Here is a 23,347-nt window from a genome sequence, read left to right on the forward strand (position 1 = left end):
TTGAGGCTTTTTTATTGCTGTAAATAGGCAATTTCTCATAAACTGTAGCGATAAATAGTAGGTATTCAGTTTGAAAAATAAGTTAACAAAATGATATGTTGGATTAATGGTGAGCAGCGAAATAATATTTCTGTAGAGGATAGAGCTGTTCAATTTGGTGATGGCTGTTTTACAACAATCCGGGTGGTTGGGCATCAACCTGCCTTATTGTCGCATCATATTTATCGATTACAAAAAGGGGTTAAACAACTACTTTTACCTACACCGGATTGGCAAAAATTGGTTGCTGATATAAACAAGATAGCGCAATTGAATAAAAAGGATTTAGCAGTTATTAAAGTTATTGTTAGTCGTGGTGAAGGTGGGCGAGGGTATAGCTTAGCGGGCTTCAACAAAGCAACAGTCATTATTTCGTTAACTGATTATCCAGCTATTTATTTAAGTCAACAGCAAACAGGTATTGATTTAGCGTTGAGTTCAATAACTGTAAATAACAATCGTTATTTGGCTGGCATTAAACATCTAAATCGCTTAGAGCAAATATTAATAAAGCAACAAATTGAGTTATTGAATGTTGATGAAGCTATTGTGACGGACACGAATGGCATATTGATTGGATGTTGTGCAGCAAATATTTTTTTGCGTAAAGGTAAACAAATTTATACGCCAAATTTAGATCACGCTGGTGTTGAAGGTATAATGCGCAAACAGGTTATTGCCTGTTTATCTGATACTGATTATGAACTTTTCTATATCAGCGACTATCCTAATATATTGGCGTATAGCGATGAGGTAATAATTACCAATGCTTTAATGCCTATATTATCGGTTAACCGTATTTTAACTCAGACAAAGCAACCCGTATGGCACTATTCTTCTCGTGAGTTATTCAATTTTCTTTTGCCATATTGTTTGAGGTTGAATTAATTTTGCGATTAATATTAGATTAATTTTTGTAGTGTAATATTAGGAAACGAGTGTTAAATGAAGTATGCAAGACGTATATTGTGGTCGATTATTTTTTTATTAATATTGAGTGGCTGTATTCTTTATACATTTTATCGTCAGATACAAAATTACGCTGATACAGCGATTAATATTGATGAAACTACTATTTTTACTTTACCTGCAGGTACAGGGCGAGCAGGATTAGAATTATTGTTGACAGAACAGAAAATCATAAATCCGACGGATATTTTTCAATGGTTACTGAAACTGGAACCCCCATTAGCGCAATTTAAAGCGGGAACATATCGATTAAATCCTGGCATGTCTTTGCGGTCAATGTTAAAAATGTTTTCTGCTGGTAAAGAGGCGCAATTTAGTTTGCTGTTCATTGAAGGTTCTCGCTTCGAAGATTGGAAAAAATTATTACAGCAAGCCCCTTATTTAAAACAGACTATTGGCAATCAATCTACGGATAAATTAGCGCAGGATCTAGGGTTAGCATCTGGCCAATTATTAGAGGGGAGGTTTTATCCAGATACTTATTATTACACAGCGGGAATGAGTGATATTGATATATTAAAGCGCGCGCATCAGAGAATGTTAATGGCGCTAGAATATGAATGGCAAGGACGGGCGGCTAATCTGCCATATAAAACACCATATGAAATGTTAATTATGGCTTCAATTATTGAAAAAGAGACGGGGATTGATACGGAGAGAGCTAAAGTAGCATCAGTTTTTATTAATCGATTAAAGAAAAAAATGCGGCTGCAAACGGATCCCACTGTTATATATGGTTTAGGTGATAAATACCGTGGGGTGCTCTATCGTAGTGACTTAAATAAATCAAGTCCTTATAACACATATTTGATTGCTGGTTTGCCACCTTCGCCAATTGCTATGCCCGGCAGAGCTTCAATTAAAGCAGCAGCTCATCCTGATGAAACTGGTTATTTTTATTTTGTTGCCACGGGTAATGGTGGGCATACTTTTACTACCAATATTAATGATCATAATCAGGCGGTTAAACATTATCGTCAGACAAAAGATAAAAATGAATGAAAAGTCGTTATATAGTTATTGAAGGTCTTGAAGGCGCAGGAAAAACTACTGCGATAAAAACGGTTGTAGAAACACTTGCTAAGATAGGAATAACTGAGATTGATTTTACCCGGGAGCCAGGAGGAACACCGTTAGCAGAAAAATTGCGTCAATTAATTAAGCATGGTACGGCTGAGGAAAAAGTCACTGATAAAGCGGAGCTACTCATGCTTTATGCCGCGCGTATCCAATTGATTGAAAATGTTATCAAGCCCGCTTTGGCAAAGGGAAGATGGGTTATTGGTGATCGCCATGATCTCTCATCACAAGCATATCAAGGTGGAGGACGTGGGCTTTCCCCCAACTTAATGAAAGTATTACGTAATAGCATCCTGGATGATTTTCGACCTGATCTAACACTCTATCTTGATATAGAACCTGCTCTAGGCTTGCAGCGAGCGCGGGAGCGTGGTGAACTAGATCGGATAGAAAAAGAGTCATTAGACTTTTTTAAACGAACCCGTCAGCGCTACCTTGAATTAGCCGCTGAAGATGACACAATCATCACAATTGATGCTAACCAATCATTAGAAGAAGTGCAAAAAACCATTCGCCATGCATTATTGAATTGGTTGACAGCTCAAGGCAAGTAAAATGAACTGGTATCCATGGTTAAATCATGCATATAGACAAATAATTGCTATGCACCAAAACAAGCAAGGGCATCATGCATTGTTGTTACATGCTAATGCTGGAATGGGAAGTGAGGCACTCGTTTATGCTATTAGCCGATGGCTAATATGCCAACAGCCGTCGGCGATGAAAAGCTGTGGTAGTTGTCATAGTTGTCAACTAATGTTAGCAAAGACGCATCCAGACTGGTATAAAATTGACGCCGAGAAGGGTAAAAATACGATAGGTATTGAAAGTATTCGTTATTTAACCGAAGTTTTAGTTAGCCATGCACAGCAAGGTGGCGCTAAAGTTATTTGGTTTCCTCGTATTGAAGCATTAACCGAAGCGGCAAGTAATGCGTTATTGAAAACTTTAGAAGAACCGACGAACAATACCTATTTTTTGTTAGAGTGTCGTGATCCTGCACTATTGCTAGCTACTTTACGTAGTCGCTGTTTCTATTATTATCTTCCTGCGCCGGAGCATAAAACGGCTATTTCTTGGCTACAAAAACAAAAAATATCGTTAGCGTTAGTTGATATTGAAACGGCCATAAAACTTAATGCGGCAGCACCTCTGGCTGCGTTAGCCCTGTTACAGCCAGAAAATTGGCAAAAAAGAAAGCAATTCTGCCAATCACTGATGCAACATTTAGCAACTAAGACACTTTTCAGTTGGTTACCTGAATTGGATCAGCCAGATGCAGTCGAACGGATCAATTGGTTGATAAGTCTATTGTTAGATGCAGTAAAATATCAACAGCAAGCAGGTAATTACTGTGTTAATCAAGATCAGCCATCATTAATTACTAAATTGGCCGCTATTAATACTGCTGATGTCTTATTAAAAAGCGCGATGGAATGGCAAAGTTGTCGTTATCAATTAATGTCAGTGATGGGGTTAAATCAGGAATTACGATTGGCATCTCAGTTAATTAACTGGCAGCGCGCACTATATCACCAAAATTAAAAGAGTTTATTATGTTTTTAGTTGATTCTCACTGTCATCTCGATTGTTTAGATTATAAGAATAAGCATAAAGATATCGATGATTTTATCGCAAAAGCGGCAGCAAACGAGGTAAAATATATTCTGGCTATTGCGACCACGCTGCCGGGCTTCATTAGTATGAAAAAGCAGATTGGTCAGCGTGACAATGTGGCATTTTCATGCGGTATACATCCACTTGATCTTAATAAAGGTTATGATTTTGATGAACTAGCCTGCTTAGCGTCAGGCTCTGAAGTTGTTGCATTAGGTGAAACAGGTTTGGATTATCACTACCAAAGTGAGAATGCTAAATTACAACAAACCGCTTTTCGTCAACATATTCGTATAGGTTGTCAATTAAACAAACCCGTTATTATTCATACGCGAGCAGCCCAGCAAGACACATTAACAATATTAAAAGAAGAACAGATTGCTGATTGCGGTGGGGTTTTACACTGTTTCACGGAGGATGAGCGGATGGCTAAAGCATTATTAGATTTAGGGCTTTATATCTCATTTTCCGGTATAATGACATTTCGTAATGCCGAACAGATCCGCCAAGCTGCACGTATGGTGCCCTTAGATCGCATTTTGATTGAAACCGATGCACCTTACTTGGCGCCCGTTCCCTATCGCGGCCAAGAAAATCAGCCAGCTTATGTAAGAAATGTGGCGCAGTTTTTGGCTCAATTAAAAGGCGTAGATATTGAAGAAATTGCGCGAGCTACTACGCAAAATTTTTGTGATCTTTTTCATTTAACCATTAAACGTGATTAACCCGCTTGCAACTTCATAAAAAGATTTAAAGGATGAAATTATGGCAGCAGAAACAATTTTTAGTAAAATTATACGTCGTGAAATTCCTGCTGATATTGTTTATCAGGATGATTTAGTGACAGCCTTCAGGGATATAGAACCACAGGCACCAGTGCATATTTTAATTATTCCCAATATTTTGATCGCTTCCATCAATGATGTGAAACCTGAGCATGAACAAACATTAGGCCATATGATCACAGTCGCGGCAAAGATTGCTGAGCAGGAAGGTATTGCTGATAGCGGCTACCGTTTAATTATGAATTGTAACCAACATTCCGGTCAGGAAGTTTTCCATATTCATATGCATTTAGTCGGTGGTCATCCCTTAGGGCCGCTATTAACAAAAAAGTATAAATAAATTTTTAAATTGTTATTTTGTGGATTTGTTATTAAAGAGACAACTAACGTTTTGTTGGTTACTCTTTTAATTATAAAGCAATTTATATTGCTATTTTGGCACAGGCTTTATTATTCAGTTTACCTTGCAATTTAAGGTATACAGGAGAAGAGTAAATGAGACGTATTTTTCAACTTATGGTCGTGACATTCCTATTAGTCGGTTGCTCATCGATAACGAGTAAAAAACCGGCACCTGTCATTACAATCGAACCCACTGAGCCTAACGAGCAACCAATAACACCAACATCGCCAGATACTGTACCGCAACTACCAAAATTAAAAACAGTAGATTGGTCAACCACGGTTATTCCTTTAGCCAATCAATTGGTGCAAGCCCCAGGGGTTGAGTCAGGCAAAGTGTTATTGATTGATTCAATAAAAAATAATACCAATATGTCAATTCAATTAATGCCAGCAACCGACGCCATTATTGATGCTGTTAATAACCAAAATGTATTCAAATTAGTTCCACAAGATGTGGTGGCAAATGCCCGTAAAGCTTTGGGCTTATCTCAGGAAGACAGTTTAGTTACGCGAAGTAAAGCTATCGGCTTAGCGCGTTATGTACAAGCTGATTATGTGCTTTATTCAGTTATTTCTGGTAATCAACAACAGAGTGAAATTGAAATGCAGTTAATGGGAGCACAAACGGGTGAGATCCTATGGTCGGGAACAAATCGCATTGAATAAAAAAGAAACACTTATAATTTTGTTATTACAAAAATACCCGACAATAGCCGCTAATAAGTGGCAAATTAAAGCATTACCAGGGGCAAGCGGAGGAAGTTTCTATGTTAAAGCAAGCCCAAATATTAAATTGATAGCCCGTTTTGCAGGAAAAAATGAGCGTTTATTAGGTATTAATCGACAAAGAGAGCGTAAAATATTACGTCTGCTTACGCAGTTTGTTGCTGCTCCCCAGATAATCGGGGCTAATAATGACTGGTTATTATTAGAATGGCTTGCAGGCGAGGTGGTTACTGATACAAGCACGAGTTTACAAGAATTATATCAACCACTAGGTCGTAGACTGGCCTCACTGCATTCCTATCCATTATCGGGTTACTCACTGCATCTTAAACAACATTTAGCCAGTTACTGGTATCAAATAGACCGACGCAGATTATCAGCTGATTGGTTAAATTTACATCATTTTTTTCAACATACCCGCCAACCTAAAACCAGCAAAAAAGTGCTCGCCCATCTTGATATCCATAGTGGAAATGTTCTATTGGCTGAGAATGGAGTTTTAAAACTGTTAGATTGGGAATATGCTGCTGACTGTGATCTGGCCTTTGCTTTGGCAACGTTATTCGCGACAAATGATTGGGATAAAAATGCCCAACACCAATTTTTGCACTATTATTGTCAGCAGCCACATGCATATAAAGATTTTTATATATTAAATCAACTAATTGCCTTATGGCAGCCATGGGTTAATTATATGAGAATGATGTGGTATGAAGTTCGCTGGATGCAGACAAAAAATCCGCAATACTTGGTATTGGCGCAACCTATTAGAGCAGGGTTAGGCTTAGTTTGAGCATACTGATATTAAACAGTGTTCATAAAGTATGATATTAAGCAGGTAATTTATGGGACCGATTATATTAGATCTTGAGGGATTTGAATTAGAGGCTGAAGAGCGTGAAATTCTAAACCACCCACTAGTTGGTGGTATTATTCTTTTTACCCGCAATTATCATGATCCTGAGCAACTGAGAGAGCTTGTCCGCCAAATTCGCCATGCAGCGCATAACCGTTTACTTATCACTGTCGATCAAGAAGGTGGCCGCGTGCAAAGATTTCGGCAAGGATTTACTGCGCTACCTGCGGCACAAGCTTTTGCTGCACTTAACGATCAGGATATAGCGGCTAAATTAGCAGCAGAAGCTGGCTGGTTAATGGCAGCAGAAATGATTGCGATGGATATTGATCTCAGTTTCGCACCAGTGCTGGATATTGGGCATTATTGTATTGCGATTGGTGATCGTTCTTTTCATCAACAACTTGATATCGCTATTGTGATGGCTGAAGCTTTTATTACAGGTATGCATGCTGCAGGAATGAAAACAACAGGTAAACACTTTCCAGGTCATGGAGCGGTTAGCGGAGATTCCCATAAACAGACACCAATTGATGAGCGTGCACTAGCTCAGCTCAGTTCACATGATATGAAAATTTTTAGTTATTTTATTCAACGAGGTTTACTTGATGCCATAATGCCAGCGCATATTATCTATACTAAAATTGATGAACGGCCAGCGAGTGCTTCGGCCTATTGGTTAAAATCAGTGTTGCGCCAACAGCTAGGATTTAGCGGAACAATATTTTCTGATGATCTTTCTATGGCCGGAGCGGCGATTATGGGAGGATATGCCGAGCGGGCACAGGCTGCTCTTAATGCTGGCTGTGATAGGCTACTTATTTGCAATAATCGTGTCGGTGCAATAAATGTATTAGATAGTTTACCGAATGAAAAATATAACCAAACGGTAAATCTTTTTCATCATGCACAGCCATACTCTTTAGCTGAATTGCAAAAAACACCACGCTGGCAAGCGGCGAATTTAGCATTAACGTCCTTGTGGGAAGAATGGCAGAGGTAGATATGATTATTTATTTACATGGTTTTGATTCAACTAGTCCTGGTAACCACGAAAAAATAATGCAATTACAATTTATAGATCCGGATGTGCGTCTTGTCAGTTACAGTACTCTATATCCCCGGCATGATATGCAACACTTACTTAAGGAAGTTGATAAAAATATTCAAAGTGTTACTGAAGAGCCAATTTTAATTTGTGGTATTGGCTTAGGCGGGTTTTGGGCTGAGCGGATAGGATTTTTATGTAATATAAAACAATTAATGATCAATCCCAATCTATTTCCTTATGAAAACATGATAGGAAAAATTACCCGGCCAGAAGAGTATTTAGATATTATGACTAAATGTGTAGATAATTTCAGGCAAAAAAACAAACATAAATGTATGTTAATATCATCTCGACATGATGAAATTATTAATAGCCAAAAGAGTGCCAATATTTTAAAAACTTATTAACCTATAATTTGGGATGAAAAACAAAATCATAAATTTAAAGATCTGTCATACCATTTAGCAACAATTAAATCATTTTATAATTAGGTTTAATATTTGATGTTATCTCTAGTAATATTATTATTTAATTATAAAAATTTAATGGTTTACTTTTAATTGAAATTTTCAAAATGGTAATATATAAAAATATATTACTAAATTAATTTGTTTTTATATATCATCCTAAATTTCTATTTAATTTTTGCTTGTTAAAAAATAAACTACTCTCTTTTATTTTTTTTATTTTTTGTTATTAATGGCATCTACTTTGACTTTTAAAAAATAATAATTTATAAGGTAAGGTACTATGCCAAATATTATGAAATATTTTTTTGATATTAGTTTTTCACAAGATAAATATATCTATAATGAGTTTGAAGATAAATTATTATTTATTTTTAGTAAATTTGTCGCAGCTAACGATAGTAAGATTACCGAAGGTATTACAGGTTTATGCGCAGCGATTAGTTCGGAATATTTAACACATGTTCGTCAGGGAGGTTTAGAACAAGGTAAAAACTACCTGGCCAGTATAAAATATTTGGCAAAAATTTTAGATAAACAGATCTCTCCCTACGATCCTCCTCTTTTTAAAGCCATGCTTCAGGCAAGAAAAATTCATGCGCAAGAAAAATTTAATCGTTTATTAATTGATTTGGCTAAGCGGCAGCGGGAATCTTTTGATATGATGGATATGGCCAGCTATTATCCCGCATACCCATTTTGGCCACACAAAGATCTAAGTGAGACTATATCCAATTATATGGAAAAAGTTATTTCATATGAAAGTGAAATGCAAAGTTTACGTAAAAATAGATATTGGTTCAAAGAACTATTTGTTGAGATAACACGTTAATTAGATAATGAGAATTATAATACTGAGGAAATTAAATTTTTCCTGAAAATGCATTTATTTCTCTTAAAAAGAAGTATATTGAAAAATATATCAAGTACTATAATGATAGAGGGTTAAAAACAATAAATAATAGTCAAAGATATATATTTAATGAAATTAATATTGATGAGTTTATCAAAAAAAATATAGACATTGATGATATAGATAAAAATAAATATTATGAATTTTGCTCTGTAGACCATATGATGGCTATTGTAATAGAGAAAAATAGTAAAACAGGAAAATTAATTTATGCTTTTTTTGACTCTAATAATGGGGTAATACAGATAGAAGATAAAGATATATTTATTGATTTTTTAAATTATATTGTTAAGATTAGACGGGATAGCTATAATTTTATTGGATTCCATGATGGAACTATTGATGTATTTATTTCTGAAATGGAATATAATGAGCAGATTACCGAACAGGCAATTTTACCTAAATTAGATGAAAACTTAATTAATATAACAACCAATAAGATCTTTTGTGAAAATCAGAATAGATTTATTCTTGATTTAAAAACTAAAATTAATTTTAAAAAATTTAATGATAATACTAGAACTACACTTATAGAATTTATTAGTGAAAAACATAAACCAAAACGTATTAATATTTTGATGGATTCTCTTTCAGTTGATGAAATATTAAAATTCTTTACTAGCCAACATAAAAATATTTTAGCATTATCAGATAATAATCTTCATGTACGTATAACTAATGAAAATTATAAGATCCGTAAAATAATCAATGGTAGCGACATTATTGATCGTTTGCCGAATAGAAGAGAACTATTAGAATTTTATCTCTCCGATCCTATTGCTATATTGTCGCGTGAACAATTTCCCGTTGAATTATTTGAACTTCATAATAATGAGGATTTGGGTGATATTGCACCAAGGAAACTTGATAATTGGTGGGATCCAAGAGTTAATCCGGAACTTATTCCTCAGCAAAATAAAATGGAATTAGTAAAGCCACAGCTAGCACAAGCTAATAATCTTTATAATGTTATCATCCAGCTAGAAGGTGAAGAAATTATTAATAAAGCGGCGGCAAATTTAATTGGTAAACATCCAAATAATACAATATTAATTCAATATGATCTGGAAAATAATCAATATCGACTAGTATATGGTGATATTGATAAACTGTTAACTAGCAATAGCCGTTGGTTACTAATTGGGCATGGTCGTTTTGATGAACAGAAAAAACAACGAGTATTTGCTAATCAAAGTGCTTATACCATAGTTGATAAACTAAAAAAATTAAAAGAAACATTATTAGTCAATAATGAACCAGAAAAAATAATCTTATTGGGTTGTAAGCTTGATCAAAATAATTTACTGGATAATTTTGCTCTCAATATCAGTCAGGAGTTTTGGCATAAAGATTTTAAATCTACCATAGTGGCCTATACTAAAGATTTAGCTATTCATTACAATGGTAGGAAAGTAGTTTATTTGGATGAGAGTACAGATAGTAAACAGCCGGCAAAATACTATAAGAATCAGTATCAAAAAGATAATAATAGTGGTGAAATTATCATTAATGGTGAAGCTTTAATTTTATATCTTTTACGACAAATACATGCAGGCGATGTTTCGTTATCAAGTATAATAAATAATTATGATAATTATCTTAGCCAATATTTTCATTATTTTGATGGCAAGTTAAATTTAGATTTGCTAAAAATAATTGCTTATGATAACGAGGCATTTAAAATATTTACTGATTATTTTGCTAATCAGAATCGAATAAATAATAATTATGATATTGGTTTATTAATTGATAAGTTAAATGGAGAAAATATTTCTAATGTGCCATTATGGGCAAAAGTAAATGCAGAAAATATAAAAGGTAAATCAGCAGAAATATTAAATAAAAATAGCTCACAAATAATCTTTCGTTTTTCTGGCGATAAAAAATTTCGTCTACAGGCTGAGTTATTAGCTAAGGATAATCCAGAAAATACTTTTATTTTCCAAATAGATAAAAATTCAAATACAGCAATCTTAGAATATGGTGATTTAAATAAATTAAATAATACAGGGATTAAAAAATGGCTATTATTAGGTAATATTGTGACGTATGAGGAACAATCTCTATTCGAAGGAATGACATCGGCAAAACTAGTAGATACGCTTAGTGAAGTAAAGCTGTACCTTAGTCTAAATATTCCGGCTGAAGTTTGTTTCTTTTCTCAGCAAGCCTTAGGACAACTTGCTAATCCTTATGATCCAACTGGTATTGCCAATGAAACTGCAATAAATTTAGCAAAAAGAGCCATAAATAGTACTGTATCAACTTATCAGCAAGAAAATTATCAGTTACCATGGTTTTCATCAGAATATATAAATGAACAATATGTGCTTGCTGCTGATCATAAAAAATTATATCGATTTAATTATAATAATGAAATAAAACAGTTATATATTAACAATATTCCTATTGAACAAAGTTTGTTAATGGATATTGTGACAGAGAAAATTGATCTCAATAATCAAAGCCATAAATATGCTTATCATTTACAAAGCTATCTAGTTGATGAAAACAATTTATTAGATTTGAAAAAAATAGATCAAATTAAATTTGATCCTATTATTAATAAAAAAGTTAATAATTATTTTGAGGAGAATAAATATATTGGTACTCAGAAACTCATTGAGTGGCGTAAGTTATTTTTAAATAATAACTTACCCACTATACAACAACAAGCTTATGATGCAAAAATATTATTAGAAAATATTGCCTATCGTCCTGAAATTATTCACTATATTAGTCCTTACTCTAAATATCTATTATCTCAACTATTCGACTATCCAAATGGAAAAATAAATATGCGAGAATTAATGATGTTAATTCATAATCATCAATTATTAGAGAATTTAAAAACATCATTAATAGAACTTGCAGGTATTGATGAACGGAGTGAACTCAGTCAATTAAGTTTGCCGCACGCTTTAAAAAAGAGCCAGCAATGGCATAACTATTATCTTAATAATATAATGAGCTTAGCTAATAGAGTTGCTAAAAAATCTCTTCCCATGTTTAACATAGCTATAAATCCTATGCCTCATGCTTTTTATTACCAAATGAATAGTCAATTGGGAAGAAATCTAGCATTATTATATGCTTACAATGAAAATAATATTGAAAATTTAACTCAGTTATTACAATACCATCATAGTTTATTAGAATTTTCTCGAAAACGAGCGTTAACTTATGAAGAGCAACAGTTCTTAGCAAATATTAATTCTGTATTTGATCGTATCGATTATCTTTTTACGCAAAATAAAATTGTGAATGAAAAAAATATTAATCAATTAGTAAAATTATCAATAGGTAAATATCAGTTAGATATAAATAATAATATTTTTACTATTTTAGTGCAGGATAAAAATGATGATTTTTACACTTGCAAAATTTATGATCCGAAAATGGGAGAAATAAGATTAGATTTTATTCGAAAAGATAGTGTATATGAAGATCTTCTATATTTTATGAAAATATATCTTGATGATGAAATTATTATTGGTAATAAAAAATATCATCGTTATGACATGTTGGGTATTAAAAAGGAACAGAACAATACCTATCGTATCAAATTATATGAAATAAAGCATGATGAAATATTGTATGCTAATTTAGCGAGATTAATAGTAAAATTACCGCTAAATCAACAAGAAAGCCAAGTTTCAGTTAAAATTGATGAAATTGTTATTCCACTTGCTATTTTACAGCAGGCTGGCGCATATGTTGATCAGAAAAAAATATCCCTATTCTCAATTAGAAACGTTACTGATTGGCAGAAAAAAATACGTTTTGATGTGGTAGCTTTAAATGATTACCTTAGTTTTTATCAAGACAGTCAAAATAATATTAACTTAATTAAAATTTTAAAAGCGAAAATTAATTCAATCAACAATTATACAGATCTATTCATTAATAGTGATAATTTGAACGATCTTGCTGTAATTATGCAGCGCTTTGCTTATATTGAGCAATATAATAGTCAAAAATTTGCTGATAAAAATTTACAATTAAGTTTGCAGAAAGGCATATCTCATTTGCCTCGCTATGCACTATTAGTTAATAAACTTGCTAATAGCATACCGTTATTCAGTTTGATCCAATTAGTGACCGCAACGCAATCTGTCACTATGCAACTATGTAACGACAATTTGTCTGATAATGAAAGGCAGTTATTAGAGGATAACCTCATAGTAGCCTGGGCTGCCAATATCACTAATTTTAGTGTGCAGGCTTTACAACCAATATTGTTAAAAGCGGCTTATAAAGTAAGTGGTTCATTGAGTAATGCCAGTAGGTTTGCTAATCGAGTTAACGCTGGCCTGACAATTGCCGCAACTGGTTTTGATCTTTACTATGCCTATGAAAATTTTAGCCAGTTAGAAAATGAACATGATTTGGCAATCAGGCAAGATTTGCTGGTTAATGGCATATTATCATTGATCAATGCAGGTGTTAGTGCTTCTACGGCTTTGGCTATTATGGCGGGATCATCAACGGCGGGACCATTAGGGGTGATTGTCGGCACCGGATTAATGTTAGGCGGTATGTTTTATAATGCTTATCGGCTTATTCAACGAGTAGAGGAAAAAATTGCCCTTACTAGCCACGAGAAATTTCAGCTAGCCATTGGTTCAATATTAGGACTGCAACCGAGTTATTCGATCCAAAATAAATTATTACAGCAACAAACTGCGGCTCAGTTAAGACTTTACCGACAACAGAATGAGGCAAATTTTTTTAAGCAAGTATTACAACCAGCTGGGTATAATTTGAGTATTTTCCGTTTGGAAGAAGAAAATATTGCTGAATTACCACTCTATCATTTATTTGATAACCACAATAATCGTTATCTGACTGCAAAAAAATATTATGATTATCAATATGATCTTCAATATTTAAAACATGATTTGGATATTTTGTCATTACCACTTAATTTGTGGAAGCAACAGCATATTGATGAAACACTAGAAAGCATAAAGCGCAAATTTACTAAACAAGAAGTAGAAAAAATTATTGCGCAACATCCTAATCGTTATCAAATAGAACTAACTAAGATAAAAACCTATATACCCGTTTCTTATCAGCCATCAGACGAAATAATATTATTTAGTAACAAATATAATCATGTTATTAAACTGATGTCTAATCAACCTTATTTTGATCGAAAATTACCTAGTGTCGAGACAGTAAACGCTATTTATTCATTACAAAATAATAATCAAATACAATATTCTAATGAAAGTTTGCAAAAATTTTTATCAAAAGATAATTTAATAAATTTTATAACCGGTATTAACTTTAATTTAGCCAATGGTGATGATGCCATTGTTGGTTCTCAGGTAGTTAAAAATCAGTTTATTTGTGGTAGTGGGAAAAAAATTTTTATTGGTGGTGAGTTTGACGATGTTTTTATTCTATTATTTGACAAAATAACAGGGGATGAAAATAAGTATTTCGATGGCAATAGTGGGAATGATACATTATCGGTCGAACTCTTACCTTATTATCAATTAGTCACAACTGATAGTTCCACCCAGCCAGCCAATAATCTAACAAAAGTAACAGGAACGTTTATTAATTTACCACAAGGTGAATTGAAGTATTTAACTGAAAACTATATTGATAATTTTGCCAATGTAGCAGCATTAATAAGAAAAAATTACTCAACGGAAGTTTTAGTAGATTTTATTAATATAGAGAATGTTATAGGTAGTAAACATAGCCAGGATTTAATTTTAGGTAATGAAAAGGATAATATCTTAAATGGGCGGGGAGGTATTGATATTATTTATGGGCAGGCAGGTAATGATACGTTGATATTAAATAATGGTTATGCAAATGGTGGCGAAGGAGCAGATACATATATTATCGAGCGTTATAACTGGTTGGATTATAGAGAAGAACTTCCTTGAAATGAACAAAGCTATTATTGGGATATTGATAATGAAAGATGGCAAAATTTAGATAACAATAAAATTGACTTAAAATTGGGTTATGATTTAAATGCCCATATTGTGATTGATGAAGTTGAGAAAGAGAATAGGAGTGTTATTGTTTTTAATTATAAATTAGATGAAATTATAGAGATTAAATTAGTGGATACCGATATTTATCTACAAATTTTATCAGATAAAGGGTTAATTAATGGTGAAATTAAGCCCGGTATAATCGATATAAGGTTAAAAAATGCCTATATAAGTTTAGGGAATGATGAATTTGCACTTAATCATGAATATCTATTACAAACTATGGATGGTTTTTTATTAACTTTGTGTTTACCTCAAAAGCTAACAAAACAACATATGCCAGAAAAAATATTTGAAATAATCTATTTTGATAAACTAGATAAACTTAATGCGGGCAATAATATTAGCGAAATTGAGATTAATTTAACGCAAAATAGTATAAAAAATGATCATAAAAAATATTTATTACCAGCTACAATTAAGCCTGTAACGACAATTAATAATGCGCAACATACTATTTTTCATGGTTATAAATATAACAATCATTTTACTTCAATCAAAAAAAATAATTATATCTATTTTTCACATGGTATTGATATTTATTTGCTTGATGATTTGGTTAGCACAGATAAAATAAACGATAGTATTACCTTTGATTTTAAAGAAATTAATGCTTCATTTACTAATGAAGATATTTTTATTATTGTAGTAAAAGAGTATAGTGGTTATGATTTTATTTTTGAAGACAATTGTTTATCTTATCAAGCTTCATCTCAATTAGCACAAATTAAATTTGTTAATAATTTAGGTGATTTTTATGGCAAAATATACCTTTTAGATAAAAATAATCAATATTTTTTTATTAATTATTAAAACAATAAATATCAAATTACGCCTTGTACTATAGTACAGGCACCGTCAGAATTCGATGACAATATTTTTTATCCTAAAGGTTATTCTCAAATTGAAAAAGTTAACTTATCATCAGGTAATGATATATTAACCGATATGAGTGAAACGGGAAAAATTATTATAGTAGGTGACGGTAATGATATTATTACCGCTAAAAACGGTGATAATATGGTTGTTGATGGCAATGGTAATGATATTATTTCATTTGGTGATGGTAATGATATTATTATATCAACTCAAGGTAATAATATTATTGATGCTGGTAAAGGAAATAATGTTTTAGCGATAAATCATGGTACAGGTGATATAAATGTATTGCTCAATGAAGGAAATAATAAAATTTTTATCCAAGGCTTAGGTGGTAGTGCTGTATTTGACTATCCAGATAATGATTTAGTTATATCATCACGTAATAATAATAATAAAATAACAATTTATGATTAAGAAAAATATAAAAACCAGCTTGAAATTAACACTTCATTAAATAGTGATATTTTACTTGATGAAAAAGATATTGCTTTATTAATCGATGTGGCATCTTCTTTTCAGCAAAAAAATAATGAACTTCAACTCATTTCTTTGACTGCGCATGAAAGAGATTTTGTTAATAAAGTGTTTCAATATAATAAAGTTAATTAAAATAATAACTCAATATTTAAAGTAAATATGGTCAATAAAGAAGAGTATTATTGAATAAATTTTAAGAGAATTTTTTATCAAGATTATATTATATTGCAATGGATTTCATTCATGAAATTTGAATCTTAAGTTACAAGGAATTTATTATGCCCAAAAAAAAGTATCAATTTAAACCAGGCTTTTCACAACAAAAATATATATTCGAAGCTTCTAAAGAACGCTTTGAACATATAGCTAATAAATTTATTTCATATAATGATCCGAGTATTGCAAAGGAAATAACGGGTATATGTTTAGCATTGAGTTCAGCCTATATAACGCAAGTTCGCGAAGGTGGCCTAGCACGGGGTGAAAAATATATTACCGGTATACAGTCATTAATTAAAACAATTGATTCAGAAACGGTAAGTTATGATCCTCCTTATATAAAAGCTCGGCATAAAGCCAGACAATTGCATGCTAAAGAAAAATTAAATCTTCTATTTATTGATTTAATTGGCAGGCAAAGATTATCTTTTGATTTATATGAAATGGCAAATTACCAGCCAAGTTATCATCTATGGCCACCAATACAAGAAAATGAAAATATGTATAATTATTTTACCAGGGTAGTCGAATTTGAAGGTAAACAAAAACTGCAATTTTTAGAAAGATTTTGGTTTAAAGAATTTATAGTAGAAGTACAACGTAGAATTAATATACAAGATAAGGACCTTAATAATTTCAAACTAACTGTACATAAAATCTATTTAAAATTAAAGAAAAAATATCTTACGGGATATATTAATTATTATAATGATAGAGGTTTAGAAATAACCAGAAATGATGGAAATGGTATATTAAATGACATAAAGTTTGAAGAATTTATTGAAATCTATATTGATAAAGATGATATTAGTAATAATTGTTATTTAGAACTCTCTTCTGAAGACCATATGATGGCAATTGTTATTGAGAAAAACAACCAAACCGGGCTATTAAAATATGCATTTTTTGATCCTAATTATGGCATTATTTACTTTAATGAACGAGAAGAATTTAAGCAATTTTTAACATATATAGTAAAAGAAAGAACGGATATTTAAAATTTTTTAACCTACGATAAAAATTTTTATATTAGTTCTATTATAGAATTAGAAAATAGTGATGTAATAAATAAAAGCAATATTTTTCCAATAATTGATCGTGATTCCGTAAATATAACAACGACGAAAATACTTTGTGAAGAGCAAAGTATTTTCTATCTTACAAGCAAGATAAAATTGCTTTTTAAGCGATTTGATGCAGAAATTGGAGTAACAGAAGTTATTCTTATTGATGAAAGTGAAAATTATAAATCAATAAATTTAAATATTAATTCTGTAAGTTCAGATCATATTTTAGAAATTATAACAGAGCAATATAGTAATATTTTGAAATTAAAATATAACGATATTAATTTAACTATAAATGACAATAAATGTTTTGTTTCTAGAATTAATTTTGGCAGAGATATAGAACTTATTACAGAATTGGTGCTTGAAAATATACCTGTAGACACATTGGAAATGCACAATAATGAATCTTTAGGTTCGGATGTTGCTATTGCTTTTGATGCATGGTGGGATCCAAAGATAAATCCGGAAAAAATTCCGTTACATACTGGCGCAGCGAAAAAAAGGTTAGCAGAAACAAATTATCGTCATAACTTGATCATTCAATTTGAAGGTGATGAAATCGTTAGTAAATCAGTTGCCAATTTAATTGGCAAGCATCCAGATATGACAACAGTGATCCAGTATGATCTTGAGCATGATCGTTATAGAGTGGGTTATGGTGATATTAATAAAGTGCCAGGTGAACGAACTCGATGGTTTCTTATTGGTCATGGCAGAACTGATCGCAGAACTAAAAAAAGAACCTTTGCCAGAAAAACAGCGCAATATATTGTCGCTAAATTAAAAGATTTAAAACATACTGAATTTAATAATAGTGATCCTGAAAAAATAGTTTTGCTGGGTTGCAAATTAGGGCAAGCCAGGATAGAAGATAATTTTGCCTTAGATATTAGCCAACATTTTTGGTACGAAGGATTTAGCTCAATAATAACTGCTTATACTAAAGATTTACATATTTGTCATAATGGCAGAAGAATAGTTTATTTAAATGAATATGAAAGTAGCCGTAAAGATGCCAGATATTATAAAACTATTTTTAATAAAGAAATGTCTCCAATGGGCATACAAATTAATCATGAAATATTAATTAATTATATTTTAAGAGAAATTAATTTGGGTAATATTTCATTGGATAGTGATATTATTAAAAATAGTGATTATGTAAAGCAATATTTTTACCTGCCAAATGGTAAATTAGATATTGATTTATTAAAATTAGTTGCTTTAGATAGTCGAGCATATCATATATTTGTTGATTATATGCATGAAACAAAAGCTATTTACGGTGGTTTTAACGTTAATGGTTTAATCGAAAAATTATATAACCAAAAAATTTTTGATACGCCTTTATGGAAAACCGTCAATCATGAAGCTATACGGCAAAACTTATATAAAGTCGATAAAAATGGTGTTAAAAAAATTATTTTTCGCTTTTCAGATCAGGAAAAATATCGTCAACAAGCTGAATTAATAGCGAGTGAAAATCCGGTTGATAACTTTATTTTTCAGGTCGATAAGCATTCAAAGAGAATTATTTTAGAGTATGGCCAGTTGGATAAGCTTAAAAATATCGCTGTTGATAAATGGATTTTATTAGGGAACATTGAACAGCATGATGCGAATTTCTTATTTGAAGGCATGACAGTAAAAAATGTAGTTGATGTCATGGATAATATCCATAAACAGCATTTATTAACTATACCAACAGAAATTAGCTTTTTTAATAAAAACGCCTTAGGTAAATTATCAAATCCGTATGATGTTTCAGCCATTGCCAGTCAACTAGCGATACAATTAGGGCAAGAAAATATAAATACCAATGTTACAACTTACCAAGTAAACTTAGATCCCTTTCCTATATCATCATCAGATGGTGTCTCTGAATATTTTCATTTAGTTAATGATAATAAATTGACTAAGTTTAGATATAATCAAACTAGTGAACAACTATTTTATAATGACCTTAATATTACACATGCTTTGTTAATGGATACAGCTAAGGAAAATATTGATATTGATAGTGATTTTGAAAATTATCTAGGTTATTTAAATAAATACCTATTAGATCCAGATGGTAATTTAATAACTAATAGAGTAAAAACAATTATCTATGATCCCATTATTAGTCGTAAAGTTAATAATTATTTTTTACACAACATGGATCAGCAGCCTAATGCGTCGGACCAATGGCAAAAAATTTTTTCAATTAATGATAATGAAGCATTAAATGTGAAGGTAAATAATATTAATACCTTACTAGAAAGTCTCTATTATCGTCCAGAGACCATTAATCATCTCAGCGATTATTCAAATAGTTTACTGACCGAATTATATTCTCGTACTGATGGCTCGCTAGATATCGGTGGTTTAATGCTGTTAGTTAATGATCATCAACATTTAAATCAGCTTCAAATGTCATTAACTGAGCTTACCGCTATTGATGAAAGAAGCGGACTTAATCAATTACCATTAAAACAGTCATTAATAAGAATTCAACAATGGCATCAATATTATTTTAATAATATTCTGTCATTAATTAAAATAAGCAAGGAGAATCCTAATGTTACCATAAAACCCTTGTTACATGCTTTTTATTTTGACAAAAATATTAATTTAGGCAAGTATATAGGACTATTTTATGCATTGACCTCTAATAATGCCCATGATCTAAATCTAGTATGGCAATATCATCGTGATTTAATAGAAATTTCTAGTAAAAGAAAATTATCAATTAGTGAACAGCAATTTATAAATAATTTTAATGAACTTGTTGATTTGACTACTTATATTGCTGATAATAAGGGCATATTAGAAGATCAACAACAATTAACTTTTTCTGCCAGCTTAGCAAGTGAAGCGATAGGAAAATATCAATTAAGTTTTGATCATGTGGTGTTTACCATTATTATTGCAGATAATGGTGATGGCTATTATCAGTGTAAAATATTTGATCCTCGCATGGGTGAAATAAAAATAAATCAGCTTAATAAAACTAATATAGATAGCGAAGTTATTTCTTATATTCGAAATTATCTTAATGATGATATTATAATTGATAATAATAATTATAAACGTTATGAGTTTATGGGACTAACAAAAGAGGCTGTTTTAAATGACCAATTTAAACTACAAAAAATTACTGACAGTTTACTAATTAAAACGAAAGGAAACAACTTAATTGATAAAGTCGCTATTGATGAAAGTATATTGACAACTAAAACTGATATAACGATAGCTGATAGTAACATTTCATTACAGACATTACAGCAAGCCGGTGCTCATATAGAAAATAGACCTATTTCATCATTTGCGATTAGAAATATTGCTAATTGGCAAACAAAAATAAAATTTGATGCAGAAAAACTTAATGATTACTTAATTTTATTTCAGGGAACAAAGGAACATATTGATATTATAAAATTTATTAAACAAAAAATAAAATTATTACCTAATCAGCAAGATATATTATTAACAAATAGTGATTTAAATGATTATTCTATTGCCATAGATCATCTAAACAATATTAATCATTATGATGAACCGCAGTTAATGAATAGAAAATTATGGCAAAATTTGAAAGTTAATATGGCCGGATTACCGCGCTATTCTCACATACTAAATAAGGTTTCTAACCTTACTCAATTAATGAGTTTTATCCAATTGGTTTCATCAACTCAGACGACATTAAGTTATTTAAATAATTCAGATCTTTCTGCTAATGAACGCCAGCATATTGAAAAAAACCTTATTATTGCTTGGGGTGCTGGTATCGTAAATTGGGGGGCTGAAATTTTACAACCGCGATTATTAAAATCTGTCTCTCAGATGATAGGAATGAAGTACAGTGCTAATCTGTTTGCCGCCAAATTATCAATGGGGATGAATATTGCCACTAGTGGCTTTGATTTTTATTATGCCTATGAAAATTTTAGTCAATTAAGCTATGAAACTGATCCGGCGATACGGCAAGACTTGATCGTTAACGGTACAATATCGCTACTAAGTGCGGGCGTAAGTATTAGCAGTGCATTGGCTATGCTGGCCGGTGCTTCATCAGCGGGCCCAATAGGGGTTGCTATTGGAGCAGGTTTAATGGTTGGTGGTATGTTTTATAACGCATATCGGACTGTTGAAAGAATCAAAGCTAATATTCAATTGACTGCTATGGAAGAGTTTCAAACCGGATTGAATGCTGCATTAGGATTGCAAGCGGGTTATTCGGTGCGTAATAAACTATTAAAACAACAAACAGCCAGTGCGCTTAAGGCTGATAAAATAGAAAATGAAAAAGATTTATTTATTAATGTCCTAAAACCTGCTGGCTTTAACCTTAGTATTTCTGTTTCAGAAGAAGAAAAAATTGTTGAATTACCTTGCTACCATTTATTTGATAAACAAACAAATCTTTACTTATTAAAAAATAAACAATCATCCATTCAATATGATCTTGAATATTTAAAAAAATACTTAAGTTTTCTCTCCTTGTCTGTCAATTTATGGAAACAACAACAGCTTGAACAAGTTATTGAAGCGAGCAAACGAAAATTCACAGCAGAAGAAGTCAGAAAAATTATTGCTCAATATCCAGAGCGCTATTTAGTAGAACCAGCTAAACTTAAAACTTATATACCGATTAATGCTGAGGGTGATAATGAAGTTCTTATGCTAAGTAGAGAGCATGATAATTTAATTAAGTTGTTAAAAAATAAGCCTTACTTAGATAATTATTTATTTTCAAATGTCAATGCTATTTATTCATTATCTGGCACAGATCAACCCGAATTTATTTATGAAAATTTACAAGATTATTTAATGAAAGGTGGTTTAAAAAGAAAAATTACAGGTATTAATTTTAACTTTGGCTATGGTGACGATATTATCGTTGGTTTAGCTGAAGTAAAAAATCGTTTTCTATCATATGGTGGTCATAAAATATTTATTGGTGGAAAACAAGATGATACTTTTATTTTATTGGGCGAAAAAATAGGCGAGAATGAATATAAATATTTTAATGCCGATAACGGTAATGATACTTTAATTATTGCACAATTACCGCGTTACCATAGTAAGATATCGTTAGAAAAGGATGACAAATATGCTGGCAATGATGTGATGCTTTCTTTGACAGGAACATTTATTAATCTTGAGGAAGGTTCATTAAGATTTCTTAACGAACCTTATTTTACTAATTTTAACAATATTGAATTGTTAATTGATAATCATAATAAGACGGATGTTCATGCAGATTTAGTTAGTTTTGAAAATGTTATTGGAATAAAAAACAAGCAAGATGTTATTTTAGCTAACGATAAAGATAATATATTAAATGGTAATGGTGGTATTGATATTATTTATGGCAAGGGTGGCAAAGATACTATTATATTAAATAATGGTTATGCAAACGGTGGTGAAGAACAGGATACTTATATTATTGAGCGTTATAGTTGGAATGAATATATAGCCAGCATGGCTTGGCAAGGAATAAATTATATTTGGGATGCAGATAATGAAAAATGGATAAACGTTATAAAAAATAATAATAACATAACAGTTATTATTGATGAAAATGAATTTAAAGCTAAAAGTATTGTTAACCTTGATTATCAATTAGATGAATTATTAGTTTAGTTATAAATGGCAAAGATATTAATATTAATTTTTCGGCCACAGATAATCAGAAAAATTTAAATGCTCAACATCAAATAGATAAAAATAATATTAGTCTAATATTAAAAAATGCTTATAGATATTACGATAGTGATAGTTTAATC

General features: G+C 31.4%; 15 protein-coding genes and 1 pseudogene. All 16 read left to right on the plus strand.

Annotated features, from left to right (window positions below; genetic code table 11):
• The first annotated feature begins 90 nt into the window (after nt 1-90).
• The 16 genes and pseudogenes from pabC to H1X92_RS11235 all read left to right on the plus strand — a co-directional run bounded on the left by pabC (nt 91) and on the right by H1X92_RS11235 (nt 23,204).
• On the plus strand, nt 91-927 hold the full coding sequence (gene pabC / locus H1X92_RS11160; protein WP_180560223.1) for an aminodeoxychorismate lyase: 837 nt from the start codon (nt 91-93) through the stop codon (nt 925-927).
• Between the two features lie 57 nt (nt 928-984).
• Nucleotides 985-2,010 carry an endolytic transglycosylase MltG gene (mltG, locus tag H1X92_RS11165; protein WP_180560224.1) on the plus strand — a complete coding sequence of 342 codons (1,026 nt, stop codon included), beginning with the start codon at nt 985-987 and terminating at the stop codon, nt 2,008-2,010.
• On the plus strand, nt 2,007-2,642 hold the full coding sequence (gene tmk, locus H1X92_RS11170) for a dTMP kinase (RefSeq protein ID WP_180560225.1): 636 nt from the start codon (nt 2,007-2,009) through the stop codon (nt 2,640-2,642). The genes mltG and tmk overlap by 4 nt, the downstream gene beginning before the upstream one ends.
• Nucleotide 2,643: 1 nt before the next feature.
• On the plus strand, nt 2,644-3,633 hold the full coding sequence (gene holB / locus H1X92_RS11175) for a DNA polymerase III subunit delta' (RefSeq protein ID WP_180560226.1): 990 nt from the start codon (nt 2,644-2,646) through the stop codon (nt 3,631-3,633).
• 11 nt (nt 3,634-3,644) lie between these two features.
• Nucleotides 3,645-4,430 (plus strand): metal-dependent hydrolase, encoded by a 786-nt coding sequence (locus H1X92_RS11180; RefSeq protein WP_180560227.1) that lies wholly within the window; start codon nt 3,645-3,647, stop codon nt 4,428-4,430.
• Between the two features lie 40 nt (nt 4,431-4,470).
• On the plus strand, nt 4,471-4,830 hold the full coding sequence (gene hinT / locus H1X92_RS11185) for a purine nucleoside phosphoramidase (protein WP_180560228.1): 360 nt from the start codon (nt 4,471-4,473) through the stop codon (nt 4,828-4,830).
• 155 nt (nt 4,831-4,985) lie between these two features.
• Nucleotides 4,986-5,561 (plus strand): penicillin-binding protein activator LpoB, encoded by a 576-nt coding sequence (lpoB, locus tag H1X92_RS11190; protein WP_180560229.1) that lies wholly within the window; start codon nt 4,986-4,988, stop codon nt 5,559-5,561.
• The gene (locus H1X92_RS11195; protein WP_180560230.1) at nt 5,524-6,414 is read left to right on the plus strand and encodes a phosphotransferase; all 891 of its coding nucleotides are present in this window, start codon (nt 5,524-5,526) and stop codon (nt 6,412-6,414) included. Before lpoB ends, H1X92_RS11195 begins: the two co-directional genes overlap by 38 nt.
• 52 nt (nt 6,415-6,466) lie before the next feature.
• Nucleotides 6,467-7,480, plus strand: coding sequence for a beta-N-acetylhexosaminidase (nagZ, locus tag H1X92_RS11200; protein ID WP_180560231.1), 1,014 nt, complete (start codon nt 6,467-6,469; stop codon nt 7,478-7,480).
• Nucleotides 7,481-7,482: 2 nt separating this feature from the next.
• Nucleotides 7,483-8,019, plus strand: a pseudogene (ycfP, locus tag H1X92_RS11205) (alpha/beta hydrolase YcfP).
• A gap of 259 nt (nt 8,020-8,278) precedes the next feature.
• A complete protein-coding gene (locus H1X92_RS11210) occupies nt 8,279-8,827 on the plus strand; it encodes a hypothetical protein (protein WP_180560232.1) in 549 nt (182 codons plus the stop codon).
• Between the two features lie 242 nt (nt 8,828-9,069).
• Complete coding sequence (locus tag H1X92_RS11215) at nt 9,070-14,814, plus strand: C80 family cysteine peptidase (protein ID WP_180560233.1); 5,745 nt, start codon at nt 9,070-9,072, stop codon at nt 14,812-14,814.
• A 75-nt stretch (nt 14,815-14,889) separates the two neighbouring features.
• Nucleotides 14,890-15,741: a hypothetical protein gene (locus H1X92_RS11220; RefSeq protein ID WP_180560234.1), complete on the plus strand. Its 852-nt coding sequence runs from the start codon at nt 14,890-14,892 to the stop codon at nt 15,739-15,741.
• A gap of 135 nt (nt 15,742-15,876) precedes the next feature.
• On the plus strand, nt 15,877-16,224 hold the full coding sequence (locus H1X92_RS11225) for a calcium-binding protein (RefSeq protein ID WP_180560235.1): 348 nt from the start codon (nt 15,877-15,879) through the stop codon (nt 16,222-16,224).
• Between the two features lie 341 nt (nt 16,225-16,565).
• Nucleotides 16,566-17,504 (plus strand): hypothetical protein, encoded by a 939-nt coding sequence (locus H1X92_RS11230; protein ID WP_180560236.1) that lies wholly within the window; start codon nt 16,566-16,568, stop codon nt 17,502-17,504.
• Between the two features lie 177 nt (nt 17,505-17,681).
• Nucleotides 17,682-23,204 carry a C80 family cysteine peptidase gene (locus H1X92_RS11235; protein WP_180560237.1) on the plus strand — a complete coding sequence of 1,841 codons (5,523 nt, stop codon included), beginning with the start codon at nt 17,682-17,684 and terminating at the stop codon, nt 23,202-23,204.
• The last annotated feature ends 143 nt before the right edge of the window (nt 23,205-23,347 follow it).

The organism is Arsenophonus endosymbiont of Apis mellifera (assembly GCF_903968575.1).
Classification (GTDB): domain Bacteria; phylum Pseudomonadota; class Gammaproteobacteria; order Enterobacterales; family Enterobacteriaceae; genus Arsenophonus; species Arsenophonus apicola.